The following is a 20,003-nucleotide window of genomic DNA, read 5'->3' as shown; positions in this document are numbered from 1 at the left end:
TTTCGCGGATGCAGCCCCTCACCCCAACCCTCTCCCCGTAAGAACGGGGAGAGGGGGAGGAGACAGCGATCACCCCTTCAATCTCTCCGCATGCCAGTGCAGATGATCGCTCATGAAGGTCGAGATGAAATAGTAGCTGTGGTCGTAGCCCGCCTGGCGCCGCAGCGTCAGCGGGATGCTTGCCTTGGTGCAGGCGGCTTCAAGCAGCTCCGGCTTGAGCTGTTCTTTCAGGAAGTTGTCGGCCTCACCCACGTCGATCAGGAAGCCGGAGAATTTCGCGCCGTCCTCGATCAGTGCCACCGTGTCGTGGCTGCGCCAGGCGTCCTTGTTCGGCCCGAGATAACCGGTCAGCGCCTTGATGCCCCAGGGCACGAGCGAGGGCGCCACGATCGGGGCGAAGGCGCTTGCCGCGCGGTAGCGGTGCGGATTGCGCAGCGCCACCGTCAGCGCGCCGTGACCGCCCATGGAATGGCCCATCACCGATTGTCGCTTGGCGTCGACCGGAAAGTTCTCCGCCACCAGCTTCGGCAGCTCGTCGGTGACGTAGCTCCACATGCGATAATTGCGTGCAAACGGCTCTTGCGTCGCGTCGACGTAGAAGCCGGCGCCCAGGCCGAAATCATAGGCGTTGTTGGCATCACCAGGCACGTCGGGCCCGCGCGGTGAGGTGTCGGGCGCGACGAAGATCAGGCCGAGTTCGGCGCAAGCTTTGCGGAATTCGCCCTTCTCGGTGACGTTGGCATGCGTGCAGGTGAGCCCGGAGAGGTACCAGACCACGGGCAGCTTGGCGCCGTCGGCATGCGGGGGGACATAGACCGAGAACACCATGTCGGTTCCGGTCGCCTGGCTCGCGTGGCGGTATACGCCTTGCACGCCGCCATAGGATTTGTTCGTCGAGACAGTCTGAATCGTCATGCCCAAAAGCTCCGTGGCATTTCACCACATCAAGATTGCAACGCTTGTATGACCGAAATTTGTGGCGATGTCAGGCAACGCCGCTGTCGATCGCCAGACGCACCAGCTCGACCGAGGTCTTCACCCCGAGCTTCTGTCGCATGATCGAGGAGGTGTTGGCCACCGTCTTGTAGGACGATTGCACCAGCCAGGCGATCTCGGACAGGCTTTTTCCGGCGCTGAGCAGCCGCAGGATCTCCATCTCGCGCGCGTTCAGCTTCGAGAGCGGGCTTTGCGCCAGCGTCGGTCCCGCAAAGGCGATGCTGCGCGCGATCGCGCTCGGCAGGTAGGTGCCGCCGCCGCCGACGGCGCGGATCGCCTCGACGAGCTCGTCGGGGTCGCCGGTCTTGGAGACGTAGCCCTTGGCGCCGCATTCGATCGCGCGCGCGGCGAAGGCCGGATCGTCGTTCATGCTGAACATGATGATGCGGGCCTCGGGCGCGCGCTCGAGGATGCGGCGCGCGAGCTCGAAGCCGGAGACGGTCGGCAGGTTGATGTCGATGATGCAGAGGTCGGGGCGCTCGACGATGAAGACGCACTCGCCGTCTTCGGCATCGGCAGCCTCCAAAATCTCGATCTCGCCCTCGTCGGCCAGCACGGCACGGCAGCCGGAGGCGACGATGGGATGATCGTCGACGATCAGAATGCGCATAGGCGTTCCCCGCGACAGCCTCGGCCTGTTCTGCGCCGCATGAGGGCCGACCAGGCAAGACGCGCGCGTCTCATGTCGCCTCATGCAACCCGGCCGGGATTGCTGTACGCTTCCGATTAGATATCCGCCGCTTCGCCTCTGTCAACGTCATCGGACAGGCGCGGGCAAAACCTTCGCGGGGCACGAGCGATACCAATGTGGCAAAATCTATCCTTGCGCGGGCGCATCAACCTGTTGCTGGCGCTGCTGCTGGCACTCGGGCTCGCCGTCAATATCGGCCGCCAGATTGCGGAGGCGGGGCCGCGCGTGCAGGCCGAGGACCAGAGCGTGATCCGGCTCGCGCGCGAGTTCATCGAGATGATCGTTGCCGATCTCAACGAGGCGCCCGATCCGGACGCCCGGCTGAACCAGATTGCGCGCGATCTCAGCCGTCTGCGCCACGTCAGCATCGCGCTACGGGACGCCGGCGGAAATCCGCTGACGCCGCCCCGGCCTGATGCCGACGCCGACACGCGCGGGCCGCCGGCCTGGTTCGTCAGCCTGGTTCATCCTGAGCAGACCGCGGTCAGCGTGCCCGTCTCGATCCATGGCAAGCCCGGCTCGCTTGTGATCACCTCGCATCCGAACGACGAAATGGCCGAAATCTGGGACGGCATCGTGACCCAGCTCGAGGTCGGCTCGGTTATCGCGGTCGTGCTGTTCCTGGTGATGATGAATGTGGTCGGCCGGGCGCTGGTGCCGCTCCAGTCGTTGGCCGAGACGATGGCCGAGATCGAGGGCGGGCATTATGACGCGCGGGTGACGCCGGGCGGCGCGCCCGAGCTCGCCGCGATCTGCGGCAAGCTCAATCATCTCGCGGCAGCGCTCGGCGAGGCGGTCGAGGACAAGCGGCGGCTTGCCGAGCGTGCGGTGTCGCTCCAGGACGTCGAGCGCAAGGAGATTGCGCGCGAGCTGCATGACGAGTTCGGGCCGTATCTGTTCTCGCTGCGCGCCCATGCCAGCGCGCTGGCGAAGCTGGCGGACGGACGTGCGCCGAGTGCGGAGGCCGTCCGAAAGCACGGCAGTGCCTTGCTGGAGCAGATCAATGCGCTCCAGCAGTTCACCCGCCGCGTGCTGGAGCGACTGCGGCCCGTCGGTCTTGCCGAGCTTGGCCTGCGCCAGGCGCTCGAATCGCTGTCGCGGCTATGGCGGGAGTCGCATCCCGAGGTCACGATCGAGACCTCGATTTCGCCCGCGCTGGGCGCGACCGGCGAGACCGCCGACCTCACCATCTACCGCATCGTGCAGGAGGCGCTCACCAACGTGTTCCGCCATGCCGGCGCGACCTCGGTCAACGTCGTCATTGAACCGGCGGAGCAGGCGACGCGTGATGGTCGCGTCTGCGCCCGGGTGAGGGTCAGCGACAATGGCCGCGGCATGGAGCCGGGGCACAAGCTCGGTTTCGGCCTCGTCGGCATGCGCGAGCGGATCCTGGCGCTGGGCGGCACGCTCAATGTCGTCTCCGGCGAGAGCGGTTTGACCGTCGAGGCGCTGGTTCCGACGGCGGCGGCCTGATCGCGCCCGAGATCATCGGGAAAAATTCCCGATTTGGTCGGGAAAACGGGTGCGGATATCTCCCGACCTTTTGTGGCTGGCGCACCCACTGCCGCTGATTACACTTGTCTCGACCAAACGGCGAAAATCAAAACAGCCGGTGGTCACGGATGGGAAGGCGGGGATGGGCAAGGGTCTTTCGTTCAAGCGTCGTTTCTTGATGGCCTCGGTGTCGACGGGGCTGATGTCGGGATTGGTCTTTGCAGGCCCTGCCGCGGCGGCGCAGGACGATGAGACCAACGTTCAGAACCTGCCGCCGGTCGAGGTGACCGCACCACCGCCATCGACGGCGAGGCGCACTGCGCCGTCGCGACCGGTCGCCCGCGTAGGCGCGCCGTCGTCCGCGAGCCCCAGGACACGCATTTACGTCTATCCGACCGCGCCGGGCACCGGCCGAGGTCTCGACGTCGACAAGGTCCCGTCGTCGATCAATGCCGTCGATGCCAGCCAGATCAAGCGCACAGGTTCGCTGAATGTCACCGATGCACTGCGCGACAACATCGCCGGCGTCAACATCAGCGAAGTCACCGGCAACCCGTTTCAGCCCGACGTCGAGTTCCGCGGCTTTGTCGCCTCGCCCGTGACCGGCACGCCGCAAGGCCTCGCGGTGTACCAGAACGGGGTCCGCATCAACGAAGCCTTCTCCGACGCCGTCAATTGGGACCTGATCCCCACCGCCGCGATCAGGTCGGTGACGCTGGTGACCAACAATCCCGCCTTCGGCCTCAACGCGCTGGGCGGCGCCATCAACCTGCAAATGAAGGACGGCTTCACCTATCAAGGTACGGAGCTCGATGTCATGGGCGGCTCGTTCGGCCGCATCCAGGGCTCGGCGCAATGGGGCAAGCAGGTCGACAAGAATTTTGGCGTCTATGCCGCGCTCGAGGGCCTGCACGACAACGGTTTCCGCAATTTCTCCCGATCGGACGTGCGGCGCTTCTACGGCGATGTCGGCTACAAGGCCGGCGACAGTGAATTCCACGCCAGCATGGGCGTCGCCAAGAACGATTTCGGCGCCAGCGCCACCGTTCCGGCCGAGTTGCTCGACAAATATTGGGGCGCGACCTACACCACACCGCAGACCACGAGCAATCGCGTCGGCTATCTCAACCTCACCGGCAAGGTCGATGCGACGCCGACCTGGACGCTCGAAGGCACCGCCCATGTGCGCCGCTACGAGCAGAAGCTCGTCGACGGCAATCCGACCGATGTGCAGGAATGTGCCATTGCAGGGCTGCTGTGCTTCGGCGACGATACGACACCGGCGAACGGCACGAACGGTCTTCAGCTCGCCAATCCCTTCGCCTCGGGGACCATCCTCGGCGAGATCGACCGGAGCACGATAAGGTCGACCACTCTCGGCGTGTCGGGGCAGGCCACCAACACCGATCAACTGTTAGGCCACGACAACCGCTTCGTGATGGGCGCCACCTATGACGCCAGTGTCACGCGCTATAATGCGACCGCCGAGATCGGCTCGATTGGAGAAAACTACGTCGTCAGCGGCAGCGGCGTCTTCTTGGGAGCGACCGGCACGCCAGACCCGGTTACCGGTCCTGTCTCGTTGCGGACCGTCAACCAGTATAACGGCATCTACGCGATGGATACGTTCAACGTCACGGACGCCTTAGCCATCACCGGCGGCGGCCGTTTCAACGTGGCGCGCATCACGCTGGAAGATCAGCTCGGGACCGACCTCAACGGCGATCACACCTTCACCCGGTTCAATCCGGTGGTTGGCGGCACCTACAAGATCACGCCCGAGCTGACCGCCTATGCCGGCTATTCCGAGGCCAACCGCGTGCCGACGCCGCTCGAGCTCGGTTGTGCCGATCCAACCCGTCCCTGCCTGCTTGCGGCGTTCCTCGTCTCCGACCCGCCGCTGAAGCAGGTCGTGTCCAAGACAGTAGAAGCGGGCCTGCGCGGCACCAAGGAGCTGAACATCGGCACGCTCGGCTGGAAGATCGGCGGCTTCCGCGCCACCAACTATGACGACATTGTTGCGGTACCCGCCGTCGGGCGCACCGGCTTCGGCTATTTTTCCAATGTCGGCCGGACGCGCCGGCAGGGGTTCGAAGCCGAAGTCAACATCAAGTCGCCCACGCTCCAGTTTCAGGCGAGCTACGCCTTCCTCGACGCGCGCTTCCTTGACCCGCTGGAACTCGGCTCCGAGAGCCCGTTCAGGGATCCCGTCACCGAGACCATCCACGTCTCGCCCGGCAACCAGATCCCCGCAATCCCGCGCCATCGCGTCAAGATCGGCGTCGACTACGCCGTGACCGACGTCTGGAAGGTTGGCGGCAACGCGCTGTTCGTCTCCAGCCAGTATCTGGTCGGCGACGAGTCGAACCAGTTCGCGAAGCTGCCGTCCTACACGGTGTTCAATCTCCACACCTCCTACCAGGTCACGAAGAACGTCCAGCTCTACGGTCGCGTCGACAACGTCTTCGACAAGCGTTACGCGACCTACGGCCAGTTCTTCGACCGCGAAGCCTTGCCCAACTTCACCAATGGCGGCGCAGAGTTCACCGACCCGCGCTCGCTCAGCCCGGCGCGGCCAAGGGCGTTCTATGCGGGCATGCGGGTGACGTTTTGAGTGTGACCAATTGCGCTACGGATATTTCGTCGGGCGCGCTCCGTTCCCTCTCCCACAACAAGGAGGGAAGGAAAGACCTTTAACCGATCAGAAACCATAGAAAATGATCCGAAAATTTTAACGAAACTCTCCGGCCATCTCTGCGTCGGTTCGTCGGAGGGCCCGCCTGATGACAGAGCACCAGTTGAAAGAGCAGGAATTTCAGATCGCGCGTTACAGGCGCCTGGAGCGGGAGGTGACAGATCCGCTCGCCGCGTGTCTGCTTCACAGCATCATCGAGGAGCTTGAAGCCGAGCTGCGCAAGGACAGACCGGATTGGCACGGGCCGCGCGATTAACGCTTTCTTAGCGCTAATGATGCGGACTATCCGCTTGGGAATACCAGGGGAGACGGCTCCCATGCTGAAGGACGGCACCTACGCGGCTTGGTACAAGACGCCGCTCGACCAGGGTACCGGGATCGTCCATGTCGCAGACGGACAGATCTGGGGCCGTGACAGTCTGATGACGTATCATGGCTCCTGTCAGGTCGATGGAGATCACTTCACCGCCACTGTATCGACGAAGCGTCATACCGATGGACGCGCAACGGTGTTCGGCAACGATGATGAGCTGACGCTGACCATCGAAGGAAACTGCCCCGGCAAGATCGCGACCTACACGGCGACGGCCGTACAAGTCCCGGGAATGATCCTCCAGGGAACACTCATCCTGACCGAAAAGCAGCAACCGGCACCTGAACGAACCGAGCAGATGCCGGCGTTCAATCCCGACAAGCTGCCGAAATTGCCGAAGCGCTCGCGCTGAGCGAGGAGAGGCATCGCGCTGGCCTCCGCTACCCGGGCTGATAGCGGCAAACGGCAGCGGGACAGCCTTGAGGGCGTGAAGCCACTTTACAGATCTTCGAGGACGAGAGCGACAGACACGTGCAATACCACTGCTCGGTCATTGCGCACTTCGACTGCTATCCGCGTCGTCTGTCGATGCTCGCTGTTGGTTGCGGGCGTCCTGCATCGGCAGAGGAGACGCTCGCCGGGGCTGGAGCCTGTACCAAGCCACTTGACCGGGCTCGAATTGGGCGCGGTCATGTCTCGACCAGAACGGCGGGGCATGGTCGCCGACCACCAGGATGTCGGCCGGCGCCACGGCTGGGTCGCGAGCTATCTTTGCGACGACGGCAAATACGTCGTGCCAAAGTTCGCCCATCCTGCAAACCTTGGGTCGACCGAAGACGCCGCCGTCGGTCTCGCAATGAAAATCCGTCAGAGCTTGACCAGGCGCGACCGGAATATGTGTATTCAATGTGAGCCAATAGATGAAGCGTGGCTTGCCTTGCTTTCCCGCTTCGCGGGAGGCCGCGGAAATCACGGGCGCGAGATCTGCATCGCACGCGCCGGCGAAGGCGCTGCCGCATACGCGGCGGGTCGTTTTGACCAGCTCGTCGCGGAAGAGTTCCTGGTCGAAGCCGATTGTCGGATACCACTGCTCACGCTCGAACATACCTCCAGCGAAGCCGTGCACGGCGACGTTGCTATACCCTCGCGCGGCCAGCAGATCCGGCAGGCAGGTGTTGGTGTCGTGCTGAACGTACTCTGTGTAGAATGTGCGCGTATTACATAGTTCCCGCATCTCGCCCGATGTCGTCGAACCGAAATAGACCGTTTTTCCGGAGGTGATGGTGTAGTCCCTGGTCAGACTTTGATCATACAGGGGTTCTGCTATGCGCGTTCGGGCGGTCTGGTCCTTCAGGTAGCCCAAGCTCTCGACGATCACCAGGACGACGTTGTTTCCGTCGGCCCCTGCTGCCTGCCTAAAACCCGACACCTCCGCAGCGGATTGGATCGGCTCGTTGCGTCCCATCGTGGAGCCGAAATGGTAGTGTGGCGACGCGTTGCTGACATAGTCCATCACGCCGAACGCCTGTGCCAAGAAGAAGAGAACCGGTATGTTCGCATTCATAAGCATGGCGCGCGGCCTTAAGCATGCCAGGCTTACGCCCGTGGTCATGACGAGTGTGACGATCAAAGCGAAATAAAGCGGTGAGGCGAAGAAATTAATGCGCCTCGCGTGGTCGACAGCTGCCATTAGGTCACTCAGCCCGATGCCGAACATGAGAGACAACGTTTGCACAATGTCGAAGGTGAGCACGGCAAGAAACAGCGCGACCGTGAGCATGAAGGGAATACGCCGCGCCAGGATGGCAATGCTGGCATAGAGAGCGATGGCGATGGTCCGCGGCGGCAAGCCGATATCGACCAGTGAAGCCATCGTTGCGAGCGAGATGAGGTTTGGTATCAGCAGCCCGCCCGCGAGGAGCCGCACGTTGGGCGAATCGAGCGTGCCAAAGAACGTGGCCCACTTTTCGCGACCTTGCGCGGCCCGCCGCGGATTGGCGGCAATTGACGACGGAGGCATTTTCGCAACCAAAAAGGGACTGTTTTTTCTGAGTGCAGCCTATAGGCGAGACCTGAAGCTTAGATTAATTGCGCTGCGGAAAAGGCGTTGAATGAGTTAACTATGGGGAGGCGGCCCCGGCTTGCCGACTTTCCAGGACGTCGAAGCCGGACATAATGCCGGAGCGTCCGCGCCGAAGCGTCGGGCGTCTGGCCCAAACCATCCCAGGAGGCAGCATCAATGTCGGACAAGGTCTCGCGTCGCCAATTCGCGAAAATCGCGGGGCTGTCCGCAGCCGGAATGGCAAATCCCGTTGGGGCCGTCGAGGTCAACCCGGCACCGCCGCCGCGCACCGGCACCGGCTTTCCGGCGGGTTTTGTCTGGGGCACGGCGACCTCGTCCTATCAGGTCGAGGGCGCGGTCAACGAGGACGGGCGAGGGGCTTCGATCTGGGACAAGTTCGTGCGCATCCCCGGCAAGATCGAGGACGGCACGACCGGCGACCGCGCCAATGAGCATTATCGCCGCTACAAGGAGGATATCGCGCTCATCAAGGAGCTCGGCTGCAAGGCCTATCGCTTTTCGGTCGCCTGGCCGCGGGTGTTTCCGGATGGCGATGGCAAGCCGAACCCGAAAGGGCTCGACTTCTACAACCGGCTCGTCGACGAGCTCCTCAAGAACGGCATCGAGCCGTGGCTGACGCTCTATCATTGGGACCTTCCGCAATCGCTCCAGGATCGCTTCGGCGGCTGGCGCTCGACCGAGACCTGCAAGATCTTCGGCGACTACGCGGCCTATGTCGCCGAGCATCTGACCGACCGGGTCAAGAACGTGTTCACGCTGAACGAGAGCGGCCGCTTCGTTTATTTCGGTTACGGCATTGGCATCGACGCGCCGGGCCTGACGCTGCCGCAGGCCGAGCTCAACCAGATCAGGCACAACAGCGCGCTCGCGCACGGGCTCGCGGTGCAGGCCGTGCGCGCCCATGGCCGCCACGGCACCAGGGTGGGACCGGCCGAGAACATCGATGCCTGCGCGCCCGCGATCGACACGCCGGAGAACGTCCGCGCCGCCGAAATCGCGCTGCGCGAGATGAACGGCGGCTATCTCAACGTCATCATGACGGGCCAGTATACCGAGGCCTTCCTGAAATTCGCCGGGGCCAACGCGCCGAAATACACCGATGCGGAGCTGAAGATCATCTCCTCGCCGGTTGATTTCCTCGGCCTCAACATCTACGCGCCGCAGAACTACGTGGTGGCTTCCGACCAGGGTGCCGGCTTCATGCCGCTGCCGATCCCGAAATCGTTCCCGCATATGAATTCGGACTGGCTGCGCGTCGGACCCGAGACGATCTATTGGGTGCCGAAGCTGGCTGCCAAGATCTGGAAGACGGACGCGATCTATATCAGCGAGAACGGCACCTCCGGCGATGACGTCGTGAGGCCGGACGGCAAGATCTACGACACCGACCGCATCATGTATCTGCGCAACTATCTCGCCCAGCTCCAGCGTGCCACCAGTGAGGGCGTGCCGGTGCGCGGCTACTTCCTCTGGAGTCTGATGGACAATTTCGAATGGGTGTACGGGCTGAACAAGCGCTTCGGCCTTTACCACGTCAATTTCGACACCCAGGTCCGCACCCCAAAACTCAGCGCCAGCTTCTATCGCAATGTGATCGCGACCAACGCGGCGGGGGTGTGATGTCTTCGCGTCTCCCCATTCTTACGGGGAGAGGGTCGGGGTGAGGGGCTCTACCCACGAGTCCATCTGCCACCGTCCTTGCTGAAGCTCCCCCTCACCCGGATTTTCCGCTGCGCGTAAAATCCAGGCTCTCCCCGCACGCGAGGAGAGGCGAGGCGAGCCACCACGCATTGACTCACCAGTCCCCCTGATTCACAACGCCTCTCAACACCCATAAACAAGAGGACAACGCCAATGGCTGAAGCGCTGATCATCGATGCCTGCCGGACGCCGCGGGGCATCGGCAAGGCCGGCAAGGGAGCCCTCTCGGGCATTCATCCGCAGCAGCTCGGCGCAACTGTGCTGCGCGCGCTCGCCGACCGCACCGGCATCGACACCGCCGATGTCGACGACATCGTCTGGGGCTGCAGCGCGCAAGTCGCAACGCAAAGCGGCGATCTCGGCCGGATGTCGGCGCTCGATGCCGGCTATGACGTGCGCGCGAGTGCCGTGACGCTCGACCGCTTCTGCGGCTCCGGCATCACCAGCGTCAACATGGCCGCAAGCTCGATCATGGCAGGCGCGGAAGACCTCGTCATCGCCGGCGGCTGCGAGATGATGTCGATGGAGGGACGCCGCGGCGGCGGTCCGATGATGATGGATAGTGGCAATCTGCGCCTGCGCGCGCGGCACCCGCAGTCGCATCAGGGCGTCTGTGCCGACGCGATCGCGACGCTGGAAGGCATCACGCGGCAGGACGTCGACGCGCTCGGCCTCGAAAGCCAGAAACGTGCCGCGCATGCGATGGCAAATGGTCACTTCAAGAAGAGCCTCGTGCCCGTCCACCGCGAGGACGGCAGCCTTGCGCTCGACCATGAAGAATATCCGCGCCCGCAGACCACGATGGAGGGCCTCAGCAGCCTGAAGCCGGCGTTTCCGGCGATCGCCGACTACGCGCTCGACGACAAGGGCACGACCTATCGCGGCCTGATCCTGCAAAAATATCCGGACCTGAAGATCGACTTCGTGCATCACGCCGGCAACTCGTCCGGCGTCGTCGACGGCGCCGCCGCGATCCTGCTGGCCTCGCCGGCTTACGCCAAGGCGCATGGCCTCAAGCCGCGCGCCCGCGTGGTGGCGATGGCCAACATGGGGGACTCGCCGACCCTGATGCTGAACGCGCCGGTACCCGCGACGCGCAAGGTGCTGGCGAAGGCCGGGCTGACCATCGACGACATCGACCTGTTCGAGATCAACGAGGCCTTTGCTGTGGTTGCGGAAAAATACATCCGTGATCTCAAGCTCGACCGCGCCAAGGTCAACGTCAATGGCGGCTCGATCGCGCTCGGCCATCCCATCGGCGCGACCGGCGCGATCCTGATCGGCACCGTGCTCGACGAGCTCGAACGGCGCGACCTCAAGCGCGGTCTCGTCACCATGTGCGCGGCCGGCGGCATGGCGCCGGCGGTCATCATCGAGCGCGTCTAACCCTTATTTTTCAGGGTGAATCGCGACCGGCCTCCGGCAAAGAGGCCGGTCGTCGCTTGTCGAAAGCATCGAATCAGCTTTAGCAAGGTGGCTTGCGGGCCTTTGAAACAAGGCAAAAACCGCTGCCTGAGGCTCCTTTCGCTCCGGGAGCAGCTAAAATGCAGGGTTTTTTGTCACAGAGGGCCAAAAAAGCCCGTAAAAACGCGATAAAACTGTGCAGAAGGCTATAGGCCTTCGCCGCTTGGTCTAATATGCAACCGGCAACGAATCAGAGGAGACACGATGCCAACCCAAATGTCCAAATCGCAGCTGATCGAAAAGATTGCGACCGCCACCGAGCTTTCCAAGCGTGACGTCAAGAGCGTCATGGAGACGCTGACCGACGTCGGTCACAAGGAGCTCAAGAAGAACGGCCTGTTCCTGGTGCCGGGCTTCGCCAAGTTCGTGGTCATCAAGAAGCCCGCCACCAAGGCGCGCAAGGGCACCAACCCGTTCACGGGTGAAGAGATGATGTTCAAGGCCAAGCCGGCCCGGAAGATCGTCCGCGCCCGCCCGGTCAAGGCTGCCAAGGACGCCGTGGCCTGACAACGCAAAGGCCCCCTCGGGTAGGAGGGGGCCTTTTATTTGGGGCTGCCGCGAGGGCTCGAGACGGAGGGCTCAACCCTTGCGGCGCTTCACCCGGACCGGGACCGGCTGAAGCCGCGGTCCTGGCGCCGCCAGCGCATCGCGAACCCGGTCGATGGCGCGATCGAGCAGCTGGCGCAGCCGCTGCGTTTTCCGTGATCGCTTCGCTCTATCCAGCAATCCGCTCATCGCATTCACTCCGCTGCCTCGACCTTGGCATCAGCAGGCTCGAGCGCCGCGGCGATGGCTTCGTCCACGCGTTCCAGCCAGATGAATTCGAGGTTGTCCCGCGCGCTCTTCGGGATGTCGTCGTAATCACGCTTGTTGCGCGCCGGCAGCATCACCCGCTTCAATCCGGCAGCGGCCGCAGCCACCACCTTCTCCTTGATACCGCCGACCGGCAGCACCAGGCCACGCAGCGAGATCTCGCCGGTCATCGCGGTGTCGCTGCGCACCGTGCGATTGGTGAGTAGGGACGTCAGCGCCGTGAACATCGCAACGCCCGCGCTCGGCCCGTCCTTCGGGGTCGCGCCCGCGGGAACGTGAACATGGATGTCGCTCTTCTCGAACAGCTGCGGATCGATGCCGAGCTGGGTGGCTCGGCTCTTCACCAGCGTCAGCGCAGCCTGCACGCTCTCGCGCATGACGTCGCCGAGCTGACCGGTCAGGATCAGCCCGCCCCGGCCGGGCACGCGCGAGGCCTCGATGAACAGGATGTCGCCGCCGACCGGCGTCCAGGCAAGGCCGGTGGCAACGCCGGGAACGCTGGTGCGCAGCGCGATCTCGCCCTCGAAGCGCGGCTGGCCGAGCACGGTGGCGATGTCCCTCGGGCTCACCACGACCTTCGCGGCCGTGCCTTCGGCGACCTGCACCGCGGCATGCCGGAACACCTTGCCGATCTCGCGCTCGAGGTTACGCACGCCGGCCTCGCGGGTGTAGCCCTTGACGATCAGCTTCAGCGCCTCCGGCTCGATCTCGGCCTGTTCGGCCGAGAGGCCGTTGGCCTCCAGCTGGCGCCGCACCAGGTAGCGCCGCGCGATCTCCAGCTTCTCGTCCTCGGTGTAGCCGGCGAGGCTGATCAGCTCCATGCGGTCGAGCAGCGGACCCGGGATCTGGTCCAGCATGTTGGCGGTCGCGATGAACACCACGCGCGACAGGTCGAAGGGCACGCCCAGGTAATTGTCCCGGAACGTCCCGTTCTGCTCGGGGTCGAGCACCTCCAGCATCGCGGCGGAAGGATCGCCCTGCACACCGCGGCCCATCTTGTCGATCTCGTCCAGCATCATCACGCAGTTGCGGGCGCCCGCCTTCTTGATGCCCTGGATGATGTTGCCGGGCAGCGCGCCGATATAGGTGCGCCGGTGGCCGCGGATCTCCGCCTCGTCATGCACGCCGCCGAGGCTGACGCGTACGAAGGGACGATCCATCGCGCGTGCGATGGATTGGCCGAGCGAGGTTTTGCCGACGCCGGGCGGGCCGACGAAGCACAGGATCGGCGCCTTGCCCTGCGGAGCGAGCTTGCGCACCGCCAGATATTCGATGATCCGGCTCTTGATCTTCTCCAGGCCGAAATGGTCGTCATCGAGGATGCGGCGCGCCTCCTTGATGTCGATCGGCTTCTCCGCGGGCAGCGCCCAGGGCAGCTCGATCAGCCAGTCGAGATAGGTGCGGACCATGCCGGCTTCGCCGGCGGCCTCCGGCATGCGCTCGTAGCGGCGCAGCTCCTTCTTGGCGTGCGCATCCGCCTCGGGCGGCATGTTGGCCTTGGCGATGGCAGCCGTCAGCTCGGCGACCTCGGCCGCCTTGCCGTCGCCTTCGCCGAGCTGGCGCTGGATGGTCGCCATCTGCTCGCGCAGGATCGCCTCGCGCTGCCGCTCGTCGAAGCTGGCGCGGGTCTTCTGGCCGATTTCGTTGCTGATGCGCAGCACCTCCAGGCGTTCGGCGAGGTGCTTCGACACCTTCTCGACGCGCAAGGCGAGGTCGATGGTCTCCAGCACCTCCTGCTTGTCCTGCGGCTTGATGTCCATGAACGAGGTCGCCAGGTCCGCCAGCGCGCCGGGCGCGCTGGTGCCCTGGAACATCGCGGCCAGCTCGGGCGGGGCCTGCGGCAGCAGCTCGATCGCCTCGATGGCCAGGCGCTGCAGGTTCAGCGCGCGCGCCTCGATCTCGGGCGAGGTCGTGGTCGGCTCGGGGATCTGCTGGATGCGCGCAGCCGGGAAAGGCGTACCGGGCAGGAAGTCGAGGATGCGCGCGCGCTGCACGCCCTGGCAGACGATGTGGTGGGTGCCGTCGGGCGCGGTGATGTAGCGCACGATATTGGCGATGGTCGCGACCCGGTAGAGGTCGTCCGGGCCGGGCTCCTCGATCTCGGGGCTGCGTTGCAGCACGATGCCGACCGGCCGCTGCTCGCGCAGCGCCTGCTGTGCGGCGGCGATGGACTTTGCCCGGCCGATCGAAATCGGCGCGATCGCGCCGGGGAACAGCACCATCTCGCGCACGGGGATGATGATCAGCGCGTCTTCGGGGATCTTCACGTCGGAATTGTTTTGGGAATTGGTCTGGACGTTATTCATCTTTTCGGTGGCCATGATCGACCTCAGGATTTGGCGAGGCGCAGCGCAACGCAGCCGTCCATCACGAAGCGGCTGATGGCGTAGCGGCCAAGGGGGAGCGCGATGCGCCGCTCGAAGCGGCCCTGCGGTAGCTCGAGCCGGTGGATGCGGGCGTTGCGAAGCTCCGGCGGAAGGGTGCGCTGGCCGGAGATGACGAGCGTGCCGTCATGGATCATCGTCTCGACATTGTCCGGATTGACGCCGGGAAGCGCGACCAGGATCAGGAGCTCATGCTCGGTTTCGAGCACGTCGATCGGCGGCTCCCAACAGGCTTCCTGGCGGCCGAACTGCTGACGCAGCCGTTCGGCGCGGGTCAGCGAGTCCAGGGCTTCGGACAGCATCCAGTCGAGGGGATTTTTGGGTTGCATGATGCGGACTCGGCGGGTGGGAAAGGCTGCATATGGGGCCGGTTCCGCGGAAATCCAGCCCGACGACGCGGGCGTGCCATGCGCCATCGTGTGATCCCGAACAGCAAACGCCGCGGCTCGGACCGCGGCGTCTCGTCATTGCGCGCGTGCGGCTCAGGCCGCCGCGCGGTACTCGTCTTCCGCTTCGAGGTTGATCACGGACGTCGCTAGCTCGGTCAGCGTGTGGTCGGTCGCCTCTTCCTCGTCCAACGTCTCCTGGAGCAGCCTCGCCGCATCCTGCATGCCGAGCTCCTCGGCCCAGGTCCGCAGCGTGCCGTAGCGGGAGATTTCGTAGTGCTCCACGGCTTGCGCCGCCGCGAGCAGACCGGCGTCGAGGGCAGGCGCGTTCTTGAACGCCTTCATGATCCCGGCGCCCTCGTCGGTGATGCCGTTGATGGCCTCGCAAGTCTTGCCACGTGCGGGCTTGCCCAGCATCTTGAAGACCTGGTCGAGACGTTTGACCTGGCCCTGGGTCTCGCGCAGATGCTTGTTGAAGGCCGCAGCAAGATCCTTCGAATGCGCAGCCTTGGCCATCTTCGGCAGCGTCTTGATGATCTTGTTCTCCGCGAAATAGATGTCCTTCAGCGTCTCCAGGAACAGGTCGCTGAGCATCTTCGGCGCCTGACGCGGTCGGCGCGCGGCGGTCTTCTTGGTTGTGCGTTTCTTCGCTCGTTTAGCCATACGTCCTCCTCTTGAGGTCACATGGGAAGGCGTCGCCTCCCTCAATCCTCAGGCGATCAAAGCCCTTTGAAAAACGAAAGTTCCAAACTGCAACCGGCGCTCACGGCGATCTCTCAGGTTGGATGCTTGTAGGGATCCTCCTGCCGTTGCCGGGCCTCGGTGTTGCGGTCGAGCTGCGCGCGTTCGCTGCGCCGCAGGCGTCCGGCCTTCATCACGCCGTAGACGAGGACCGCGCCGAGCAGGAAGGCTCCAATGAACCAGAGCCAGAGCAGGTTGGCCGAGAGATGGCCGAGCAGCATTCCGATTCCACTGTCGCTCATTGATCGTCTCCAGTGATTTCCAAAATGGTTCTGCCGGGCTAAGTCAGTCCGCCTGCCATCGTTCCTTCCGCGGAGCCCCCGAGACATGATCGATTTCGCCCTGTCGGCCTTCGTGACACTGCTGCTGGTGGTCGATCCCGTCGGCCTTGCGCCGGCCTTTCTGGCCGCCACCGCCGGCATGCCCGACAAGATCAAGCGAACGGTCGCGTTGCGGGCGCCGCTGATCGCTGCCTCGATCCTGGTCGTGATCGCGCTGGTCGGAAACGGCCTGCTCCGCCAGCTCGGGATCGGCATTCCCGCCTTCCAGATCGCCGGCGGGCTGCTGCTGTTCGGCGTCTCGTATCAGATGATCTTCGGTGACCGTCCGCATCGCGAGGCCCGGGAGGCGGACAAGGCGACATCCGAGCATGCCTCCGATGTCGCGGTGTTTCCGCTCGCCATTCCCATGATGGCCGGCCCCGGCGCGATCGCGACCACGCTGCTGCTGGCGGGCGATGCCGGCTATGGAGCGAGGCTCGCGATCATCATCGCCGTGGTGCTCTCGGTCTGCCTGCTCTGCATGCTGTGCTTCGTCTCCGCGAGCCTGATCGCCCGCACCCTCGGGCGCACCGGAAATGCCGTGCTCTCGCGCGTGCTGGGCATGTTGCTCGCCGCCTATTCGGTGCAGTTCGTCATCAACGGCATTGCAGCCGTTCGGGCGAGTCTGTCGTAGGGGGGCGGCAATCTGCTAATTTGTTGATTTTACGGTTCATTTCGAGGAGCCGCGGATCCGTCGGCAAGATGGCGCCCGATCAGGTCGCTTTCGCTTGCACTGCGACATTGCTTTGCCGTACTTCCCCTCTGACGTTCATCGCCAAGAAGCCGAGAAGAAGAGAGATGTCGATGACAGCGGACGAGCTCGACAAGAGACAGGCCATCATCGACGCCTGCCGCCGCATGAATGCGCTCGGCATCCACCAGGGCACCTCTGGCAATATCAGCGTCCGCATGGCCGGCTACGGCCTGTCGGAAGGGTAGGGCGGGCAGAAGGTGTTCGTTCGAATCAAACATCTGATCGATAGCAAGAGAACGAACCGCACCATGGTTCGGCTGCGTGCCCTGCTGCGCAGCAACGAGTTCTACCTGATCCCGCTCGCGCTCGTGATCGGCACGCTGGCGGGCGCGATCGTGACGCTGATGGCCGAGATCGCCCAGATCGCGCACGTCGTGATCTACGGCATCCCCATCGATGTCCGCCTCTCGTCCAATGCGAGCGTCAGTCCCTGGGCGGCGCTGATCGCGCCGGCGCTCGGCGGGCTCTCGCTCGGCATCATGGAATGGTCGCGGCGCCGCATGAAGATCTCGAACGCGGTCGACCCGATCGAGGCCAATGCGCTGCGCGGCGGCAATCTCTCGATGCGCGACAGCCTGGTGGTGTCGAGCCAGACCTTGATCTCCAACGGCTGCGGCGCTTCGGTCGGCCTCGAAGCCGGCTATACCCAGATCGGCTCGGGTATCGCCGCGCTGCTCGGCAAGTTTTTCAATCTCCGCCGCAACGATATGCGCCTGATGGTCGGCTGCGGCGCTGCCGCCGCGATCGCGGCGGCGTTCGGCGCGCCGATCACCGGCGCCTTCTACGCTTGCGAGCTGATCGTCGGCGTCTATTCGGTCGGCAGTGCCGCCCCGATCCTGGCGGCCTCGCTCGCGGGCGCCCTGACAGCGCAATGGCTGGGCGGCGCGCCGTACTCGCTGGAGATACCGAAGGTCAGCGCCGTCGGTGTCGAGCAGTACCTGGCCCTGATCGGGCTCGCCCTCGTCACCAGCGGCGTCGGCATCGCCGTGATGCGCTCCTCGCCGACGTTCGAGCGCCTGTTCGCCTGGATGCCGGTCTGGCTGCGTCCGGTGATCGGCGGTCTCATCGTCGGCGGCTTCGCGATTGTCACGCCGCAGGTGCTGGCCGCCGGCCACGGCGCCATGGTGCTCGATCTCTTTCACGACATGACGATCGGCCTGATCGCGGTGATCATCGCCCTGAAGGTGACGGCCTGCCTGGTCTCGCTCGCCTCGGGCTTCCGTGGCGGCCTGTTCTTCGCCTCGCTGTTCGTCGGCAGCCTGATCGGCAAGTTCTTTGCCGCGCTGCTGCTCTTGATCAGCCCGAATTTCGTGATCGATCCGCTGGTCGCGATGCTGACCGGTATGGCGACGCTCGGCGTCGCCATCGTCGGCGGCCCCTTGACCATGTCGTTCCTCGTGCTCGAGATGACGCGCAATGTCGACGTCACCGCCGTGGTGCTCGCCGGCTGCATCGTTACCTCGATCTGCGTCCGCTTCATGTTCGGCCACTCCTTCTCGACCTGGCGCCTGCACCTGCGCGGCGAGACCATCCGCAGCGCCAACGACGTCGGCTGGCTGCGTAATCTCACCGTCGAGCGGCTGATGCGCTCGGACGTCGGCAAGGTGCCGTCGACCACGACGATCGCGGCCGTGCGCCGCGAATTCGCGCTGGGATCGCGGCCCGGTATCGTCATCGTCAACAACGCGGACGAATATGTCGGCCTCGTCCTGCTGCCCGACCTGTTCTCCAGCGATCTCGACACCATCGCAGACGAAATCCAGGTGATCGAGCTCGCCCGCCTGATCGACATCGTGCTGATCCCGGAAATGAACGTGAAGTCGGCGATGGCGGTGTTCGACGAGGCCGAAGCCGAGATGCTGGCGGTGGTCGATTCCACCGACAGCCGCAAGGTGGTCGGCTTCCTCACCGAGAACTTCGCGCGCCGCCGCTATGTCGAGGAGATCGACAAGGCGACGCGCGGCGTGCTGGGGGCGCTGTCGTAGGGGCGCTCCGGCTATTGGCCTGGTTGAGGTGGGGCGGCGACGAGGCAGGCCACGATCCGGCGGACCAGCGGCAGCACCACGAGCAGCGTCGGGAAAGCGACGAGCCATGACAGCCCCCAGGCGCCGGGCCAGGTTGCCAGGAACGCCGGCGTTGCGCCGAGGCTTCGCAGCGTCGAAATGACCGACACCACCGCCGTCATGAGGATCGACAGCACGAATTGCATCACGATCGGCGCATAGCGCGCCGGCAGTTTACGAACCGCAATCATCTGATTTCTTTCGAGGAAAGGACGCGTCGATCACGTTGAACCTTCAAAAATGGCATCGATCCCGACGGCGTCGGTTGATGCGTTGGTTCACGTGACACGCTTACGGCGACCGAAAAACGGCGCGGCTGTTCATTATCCGCTCAGGTTGGATGGTTCAAGCTGGATCTGATCGTTCGGTTTACAATCGTTCAAGGCGTGGCAGATCGCCGCGATCAGGAAACCATTTCAGTGGTTTGCGCGTTACGTGTCGTTGCTTATGTCGCTTTGGCGAGAATCGAGAATAGAGGCGAGAATAGAGGAAGGTCAAAATGAGTGAAGGGCCGATGATTTCCGCGTCCCGCCGCAACATGGTCCTGGCCGCGTTCGCAACCCTGGCATTGGTCGCAACCCCCGTATCGCCCTCGGCAGCGGCATCCTCAGCACCGGCCAAGACGGTGTCCGCAAAGGGTGTCACGGCAGGGCAGGGCTCCTCCGACGTCACTGATTTCAGCGCTGCCCGTCGCCGCCACTACTATCGACGCGGGCCGAACGCCGCCGGTCTCGCCTTCATGGGCATGGCGGCGGGTCTGATCGGAGGCGCGATCGCCGAGAGCCAGCGCCGCGAGTACTATGAGAACCGCTATTATTATGGCCCGGGTCCCTACTACGGCGGCCCGGGCTATTACGGCGGCGGTCCTTATTACGGCGGTCCGCGCTACTATTACCAGCCATATTAATTAAGCGGTCGTTTTCGTCCACAAGGGGTGGTGCTTTGCACCGCCCCTTTTTGCTGTGTCGCCCTCTGTCAATCCTCGTTCGCGAAAATATTCCACTTTACCGAAATTCGGATTTGGCGTATGTGTCGCCCATCCCGGCTCACCCTTGAGGGGCGATCATGTGTCGTGATGATCGCAGAGCCGGGCTTGCGGTGGACG

At 64.2% G+C, this 20,003-nt stretch carries 19 protein-coding genes and 1 pseudogene; 11 read left to right on the top strand and 9 right to left on the bottom strand.

The genetic code is table 11. The features are described from left to right. Positions 1 to 69: 69 nt before the first annotated feature. Together fghA and AAE027_RS38705 are read right to left on the bottom strand one after the other, a co-directional pair. A complete protein-coding gene (fghA, locus tag AAE027_RS38710) occupies positions 70 to 915 on the bottom strand; it encodes an S-formylglutathione hydrolase (protein ID WP_370991054.1) in 846 nt (281 codons plus the stop codon). 70 nt (positions 916 to 985) lie between these two features. Next, a complete protein-coding gene (locus AAE027_RS38705; RefSeq protein WP_370991053.1) occupies positions 986 to 1,606 on the bottom strand; it encodes a response regulator in 621 nt (206 codons plus the stop codon). 195 nt (positions 1,607 to 1,801) lie between these two features. On the opposite strand from AAE027_RS38705, the gene AAE027_RS38700 reads away from it, so the two are divergent. The 4 genes from AAE027_RS38700 to AAE027_RS38685 all read left to right on the top strand — a co-directional run bounded on the left by AAE027_RS38700 (position 1,802) and on the right by AAE027_RS38685 (position 6,601). Further along, the gene (locus tag AAE027_RS38700) at positions 1,802 to 3,160 is read left to right on the top strand and encodes a histidine kinase (RefSeq protein WP_370991052.1); all 1,359 of its coding nucleotides are present in this window, start codon (positions 1,802 to 1,804) and stop codon (positions 3,158 to 3,160) included. Positions 3,161 to 3,323: 163 nt separating this feature from the next. Then, positions 3,324 to 5,795: a TonB-dependent receptor gene (locus AAE027_RS38695; RefSeq protein ID WP_370991051.1), complete on the top strand. Its 2,472-nt coding sequence runs from the start codon at positions 3,324 to 3,326 to the stop codon at positions 5,793 to 5,795. 169 nt (positions 5,796 to 5,964) lie between these two features. Then, positions 5,965 to 6,132 (top strand): hypothetical protein, encoded by a 168-nt coding sequence (locus AAE027_RS38690; RefSeq protein WP_164939438.1) that lies wholly within the window; start codon positions 5,965 to 5,967, stop codon positions 6,130 to 6,132. 61 nt (positions 6,133 to 6,193) lie between these two features. Next, positions 6,194 to 6,601 (top strand): hypothetical protein, encoded by a 408-nt coding sequence (locus tag AAE027_RS38685; RefSeq protein ID WP_370991050.1) that lies wholly within the window; start codon positions 6,194 to 6,196, stop codon positions 6,599 to 6,601. 138 nt (positions 6,602 to 6,739) lie between these two features. On the opposite strand, the gene AAE027_RS38680 is transcribed toward AAE027_RS38685, so the two are convergent. After that, the gene (locus AAE027_RS38680) at positions 6,740 to 8,209 is read right to left on the bottom strand and encodes a sulfatase-like hydrolase/transferase (RefSeq protein ID WP_370991049.1); all 1,470 of its coding nucleotides are present in this window, start codon (positions 8,207 to 8,209) and stop codon (positions 6,740 to 6,742) included. A 219-nt stretch (positions 8,210 to 8,428) separates the two neighbouring features. On the opposite strand from AAE027_RS38680, the gene AAE027_RS38675 reads away from it, so the two are divergent. From AAE027_RS38675 to AAE027_RS38665, 3 genes are all read left to right on the top strand, one after another. Further along, positions 8,429 to 9,892 (top strand): GH1 family beta-glucosidase, encoded by a 1,464-nt coding sequence (locus AAE027_RS38675; protein ID WP_370991048.1) that lies wholly within the window; start codon positions 8,429 to 8,431, stop codon positions 9,890 to 9,892. Positions 9,893 to 10,126: 234 nt separating this feature from the next. Continuing rightward, a complete protein-coding gene (locus AAE027_RS38670) occupies positions 10,127 to 11,359 on the top strand; it encodes an acetyl-CoA C-acetyltransferase (protein ID WP_370991047.1) in 1,233 nt (410 codons plus the stop codon). 282 nt (positions 11,360 to 11,641) lie between these two features. Further along, the gene (locus tag AAE027_RS38665; protein ID WP_084805933.1) at positions 11,642 to 11,944 is read left to right on the top strand and encodes an HU family DNA-binding protein; all 303 of its coding nucleotides are present in this window, start codon (positions 11,642 to 11,644) and stop codon (positions 11,942 to 11,944) included. Between the two features lie 72 nt (positions 11,945 to 12,016). On the opposite strand, the gene AAE027_RS38660 is transcribed toward AAE027_RS38665, so the two are convergent. The 5 genes from AAE027_RS38660 to AAE027_RS38640 all read right to left on the bottom strand — a co-directional run bounded on the left by AAE027_RS38660 (position 12,017) and on the right by AAE027_RS38640 (position 16,003). Beyond that, entirely contained in the window at positions 12,017 to 12,172 is a 156-nt protein-coding gene (locus AAE027_RS38660; RefSeq protein ID WP_370991046.1) for a hypothetical protein, read from the bottom strand. 5 nt (positions 12,173 to 12,177) lie between these two features. Further along, positions 12,178 to 14,571, bottom strand: coding sequence for an endopeptidase La (gene lon / locus AAE027_RS38655; RefSeq protein ID WP_370991045.1), 2,394 nt, complete (start codon positions 14,569 to 14,571; stop codon positions 12,178 to 12,180). An 8-nt stretch (positions 14,572 to 14,579) separates the two neighbouring features. Next, positions 14,580 to 14,963, bottom strand: coding sequence for an Hsp20/alpha crystallin family protein (locus tag AAE027_RS38650; protein ID WP_370991044.1), 384 nt, complete (start codon positions 14,961 to 14,963; stop codon positions 14,580 to 14,582). A 153-nt stretch (positions 14,964 to 15,116) separates the two neighbouring features. After that, positions 15,117 to 15,683 carry a YciE/YciF ferroxidase family protein gene (locus AAE027_RS38645; RefSeq protein ID WP_370991043.1) on the bottom strand — a complete coding sequence of 189 codons (567 nt, stop codon included), beginning with the start codon at positions 15,681 to 15,683 and terminating at the stop codon, positions 15,117 to 15,119. A 113-nt stretch (positions 15,684 to 15,796) separates the two neighbouring features. Next, positions 15,797 to 16,003: a hypothetical protein gene (locus AAE027_RS38640; protein WP_091898377.1), complete on the bottom strand. Its 207-nt coding sequence runs from the start codon at positions 16,001 to 16,003 to the stop codon at positions 15,797 to 15,799. Between the two features lie 85 nt (positions 16,004 to 16,088). Between AAE027_RS38640 and AAE027_RS38635 the strand changes: the two genes are divergently transcribed. The 3 genes and pseudogenes from AAE027_RS38635 (at position 16,089) to AAE027_RS38625 (ending at position 18,820) form a co-directional block, all read left to right on the top strand. Further along, the gene (locus AAE027_RS38635) at positions 16,089 to 16,715 is read left to right on the top strand and encodes a MarC family protein (protein WP_370991042.1); all 627 of its coding nucleotides are present in this window, start codon (positions 16,089 to 16,091) and stop codon (positions 16,713 to 16,715) included. 164 nt (positions 16,716 to 16,879) lie between these two features. Then, positions 16,880 to 16,990: pseudogene (locus AAE027_RS38630) on the top strand (class II aldolase/adducin family protein); the annotation flags it as partial. Positions 16,991 to 17,032: 42 nt separating this feature from the next. Then, the gene (locus AAE027_RS38625; protein WP_370991041.1) at positions 17,033 to 18,820 is read left to right on the top strand and encodes a chloride channel protein; all 1,788 of its coding nucleotides are present in this window, start codon (positions 17,033 to 17,035) and stop codon (positions 18,818 to 18,820) included. Between the two features lie 11 nt (positions 18,821 to 18,831). On the opposite strand, the gene AAE027_RS38620 is transcribed toward AAE027_RS38625, so the two are convergent. Then, positions 18,832 to 19,089: a DUF2798 domain-containing protein gene (locus AAE027_RS38620; RefSeq protein ID WP_370991040.1), complete on the bottom strand. Its 258-nt coding sequence runs from the start codon at positions 19,087 to 19,089 to the stop codon at positions 18,832 to 18,834. Positions 19,090 to 19,397: 308 nt separating this feature from the next. Here AAE027_RS38620 and AAE027_RS38615 point away from each other — a divergent pair, with 308 nt between their 5' ends. Next, positions 19,398 to 19,805 carry a hypothetical protein gene (locus tag AAE027_RS38615; RefSeq protein WP_370991039.1) on the top strand — a complete coding sequence of 136 codons (408 nt, stop codon included), beginning with the start codon at positions 19,398 to 19,400 and terminating at the stop codon, positions 19,803 to 19,805. Positions 19,806 to 20,003 lie beyond the last annotated feature (198 nt).

The organism is Bradyrhizobium sp. DN3, assembly GCF_041357655.1.
Classification (GTDB): Bacteria; Pseudomonadota; Alphaproteobacteria; order Rhizobiales; family Xanthobacteraceae; genus Bradyrhizobium.
The sequence above is the reverse complement of the archived record's forward strand: the minus strand, read 5'-3'. Positions and strand labels throughout refer to the sequence as shown.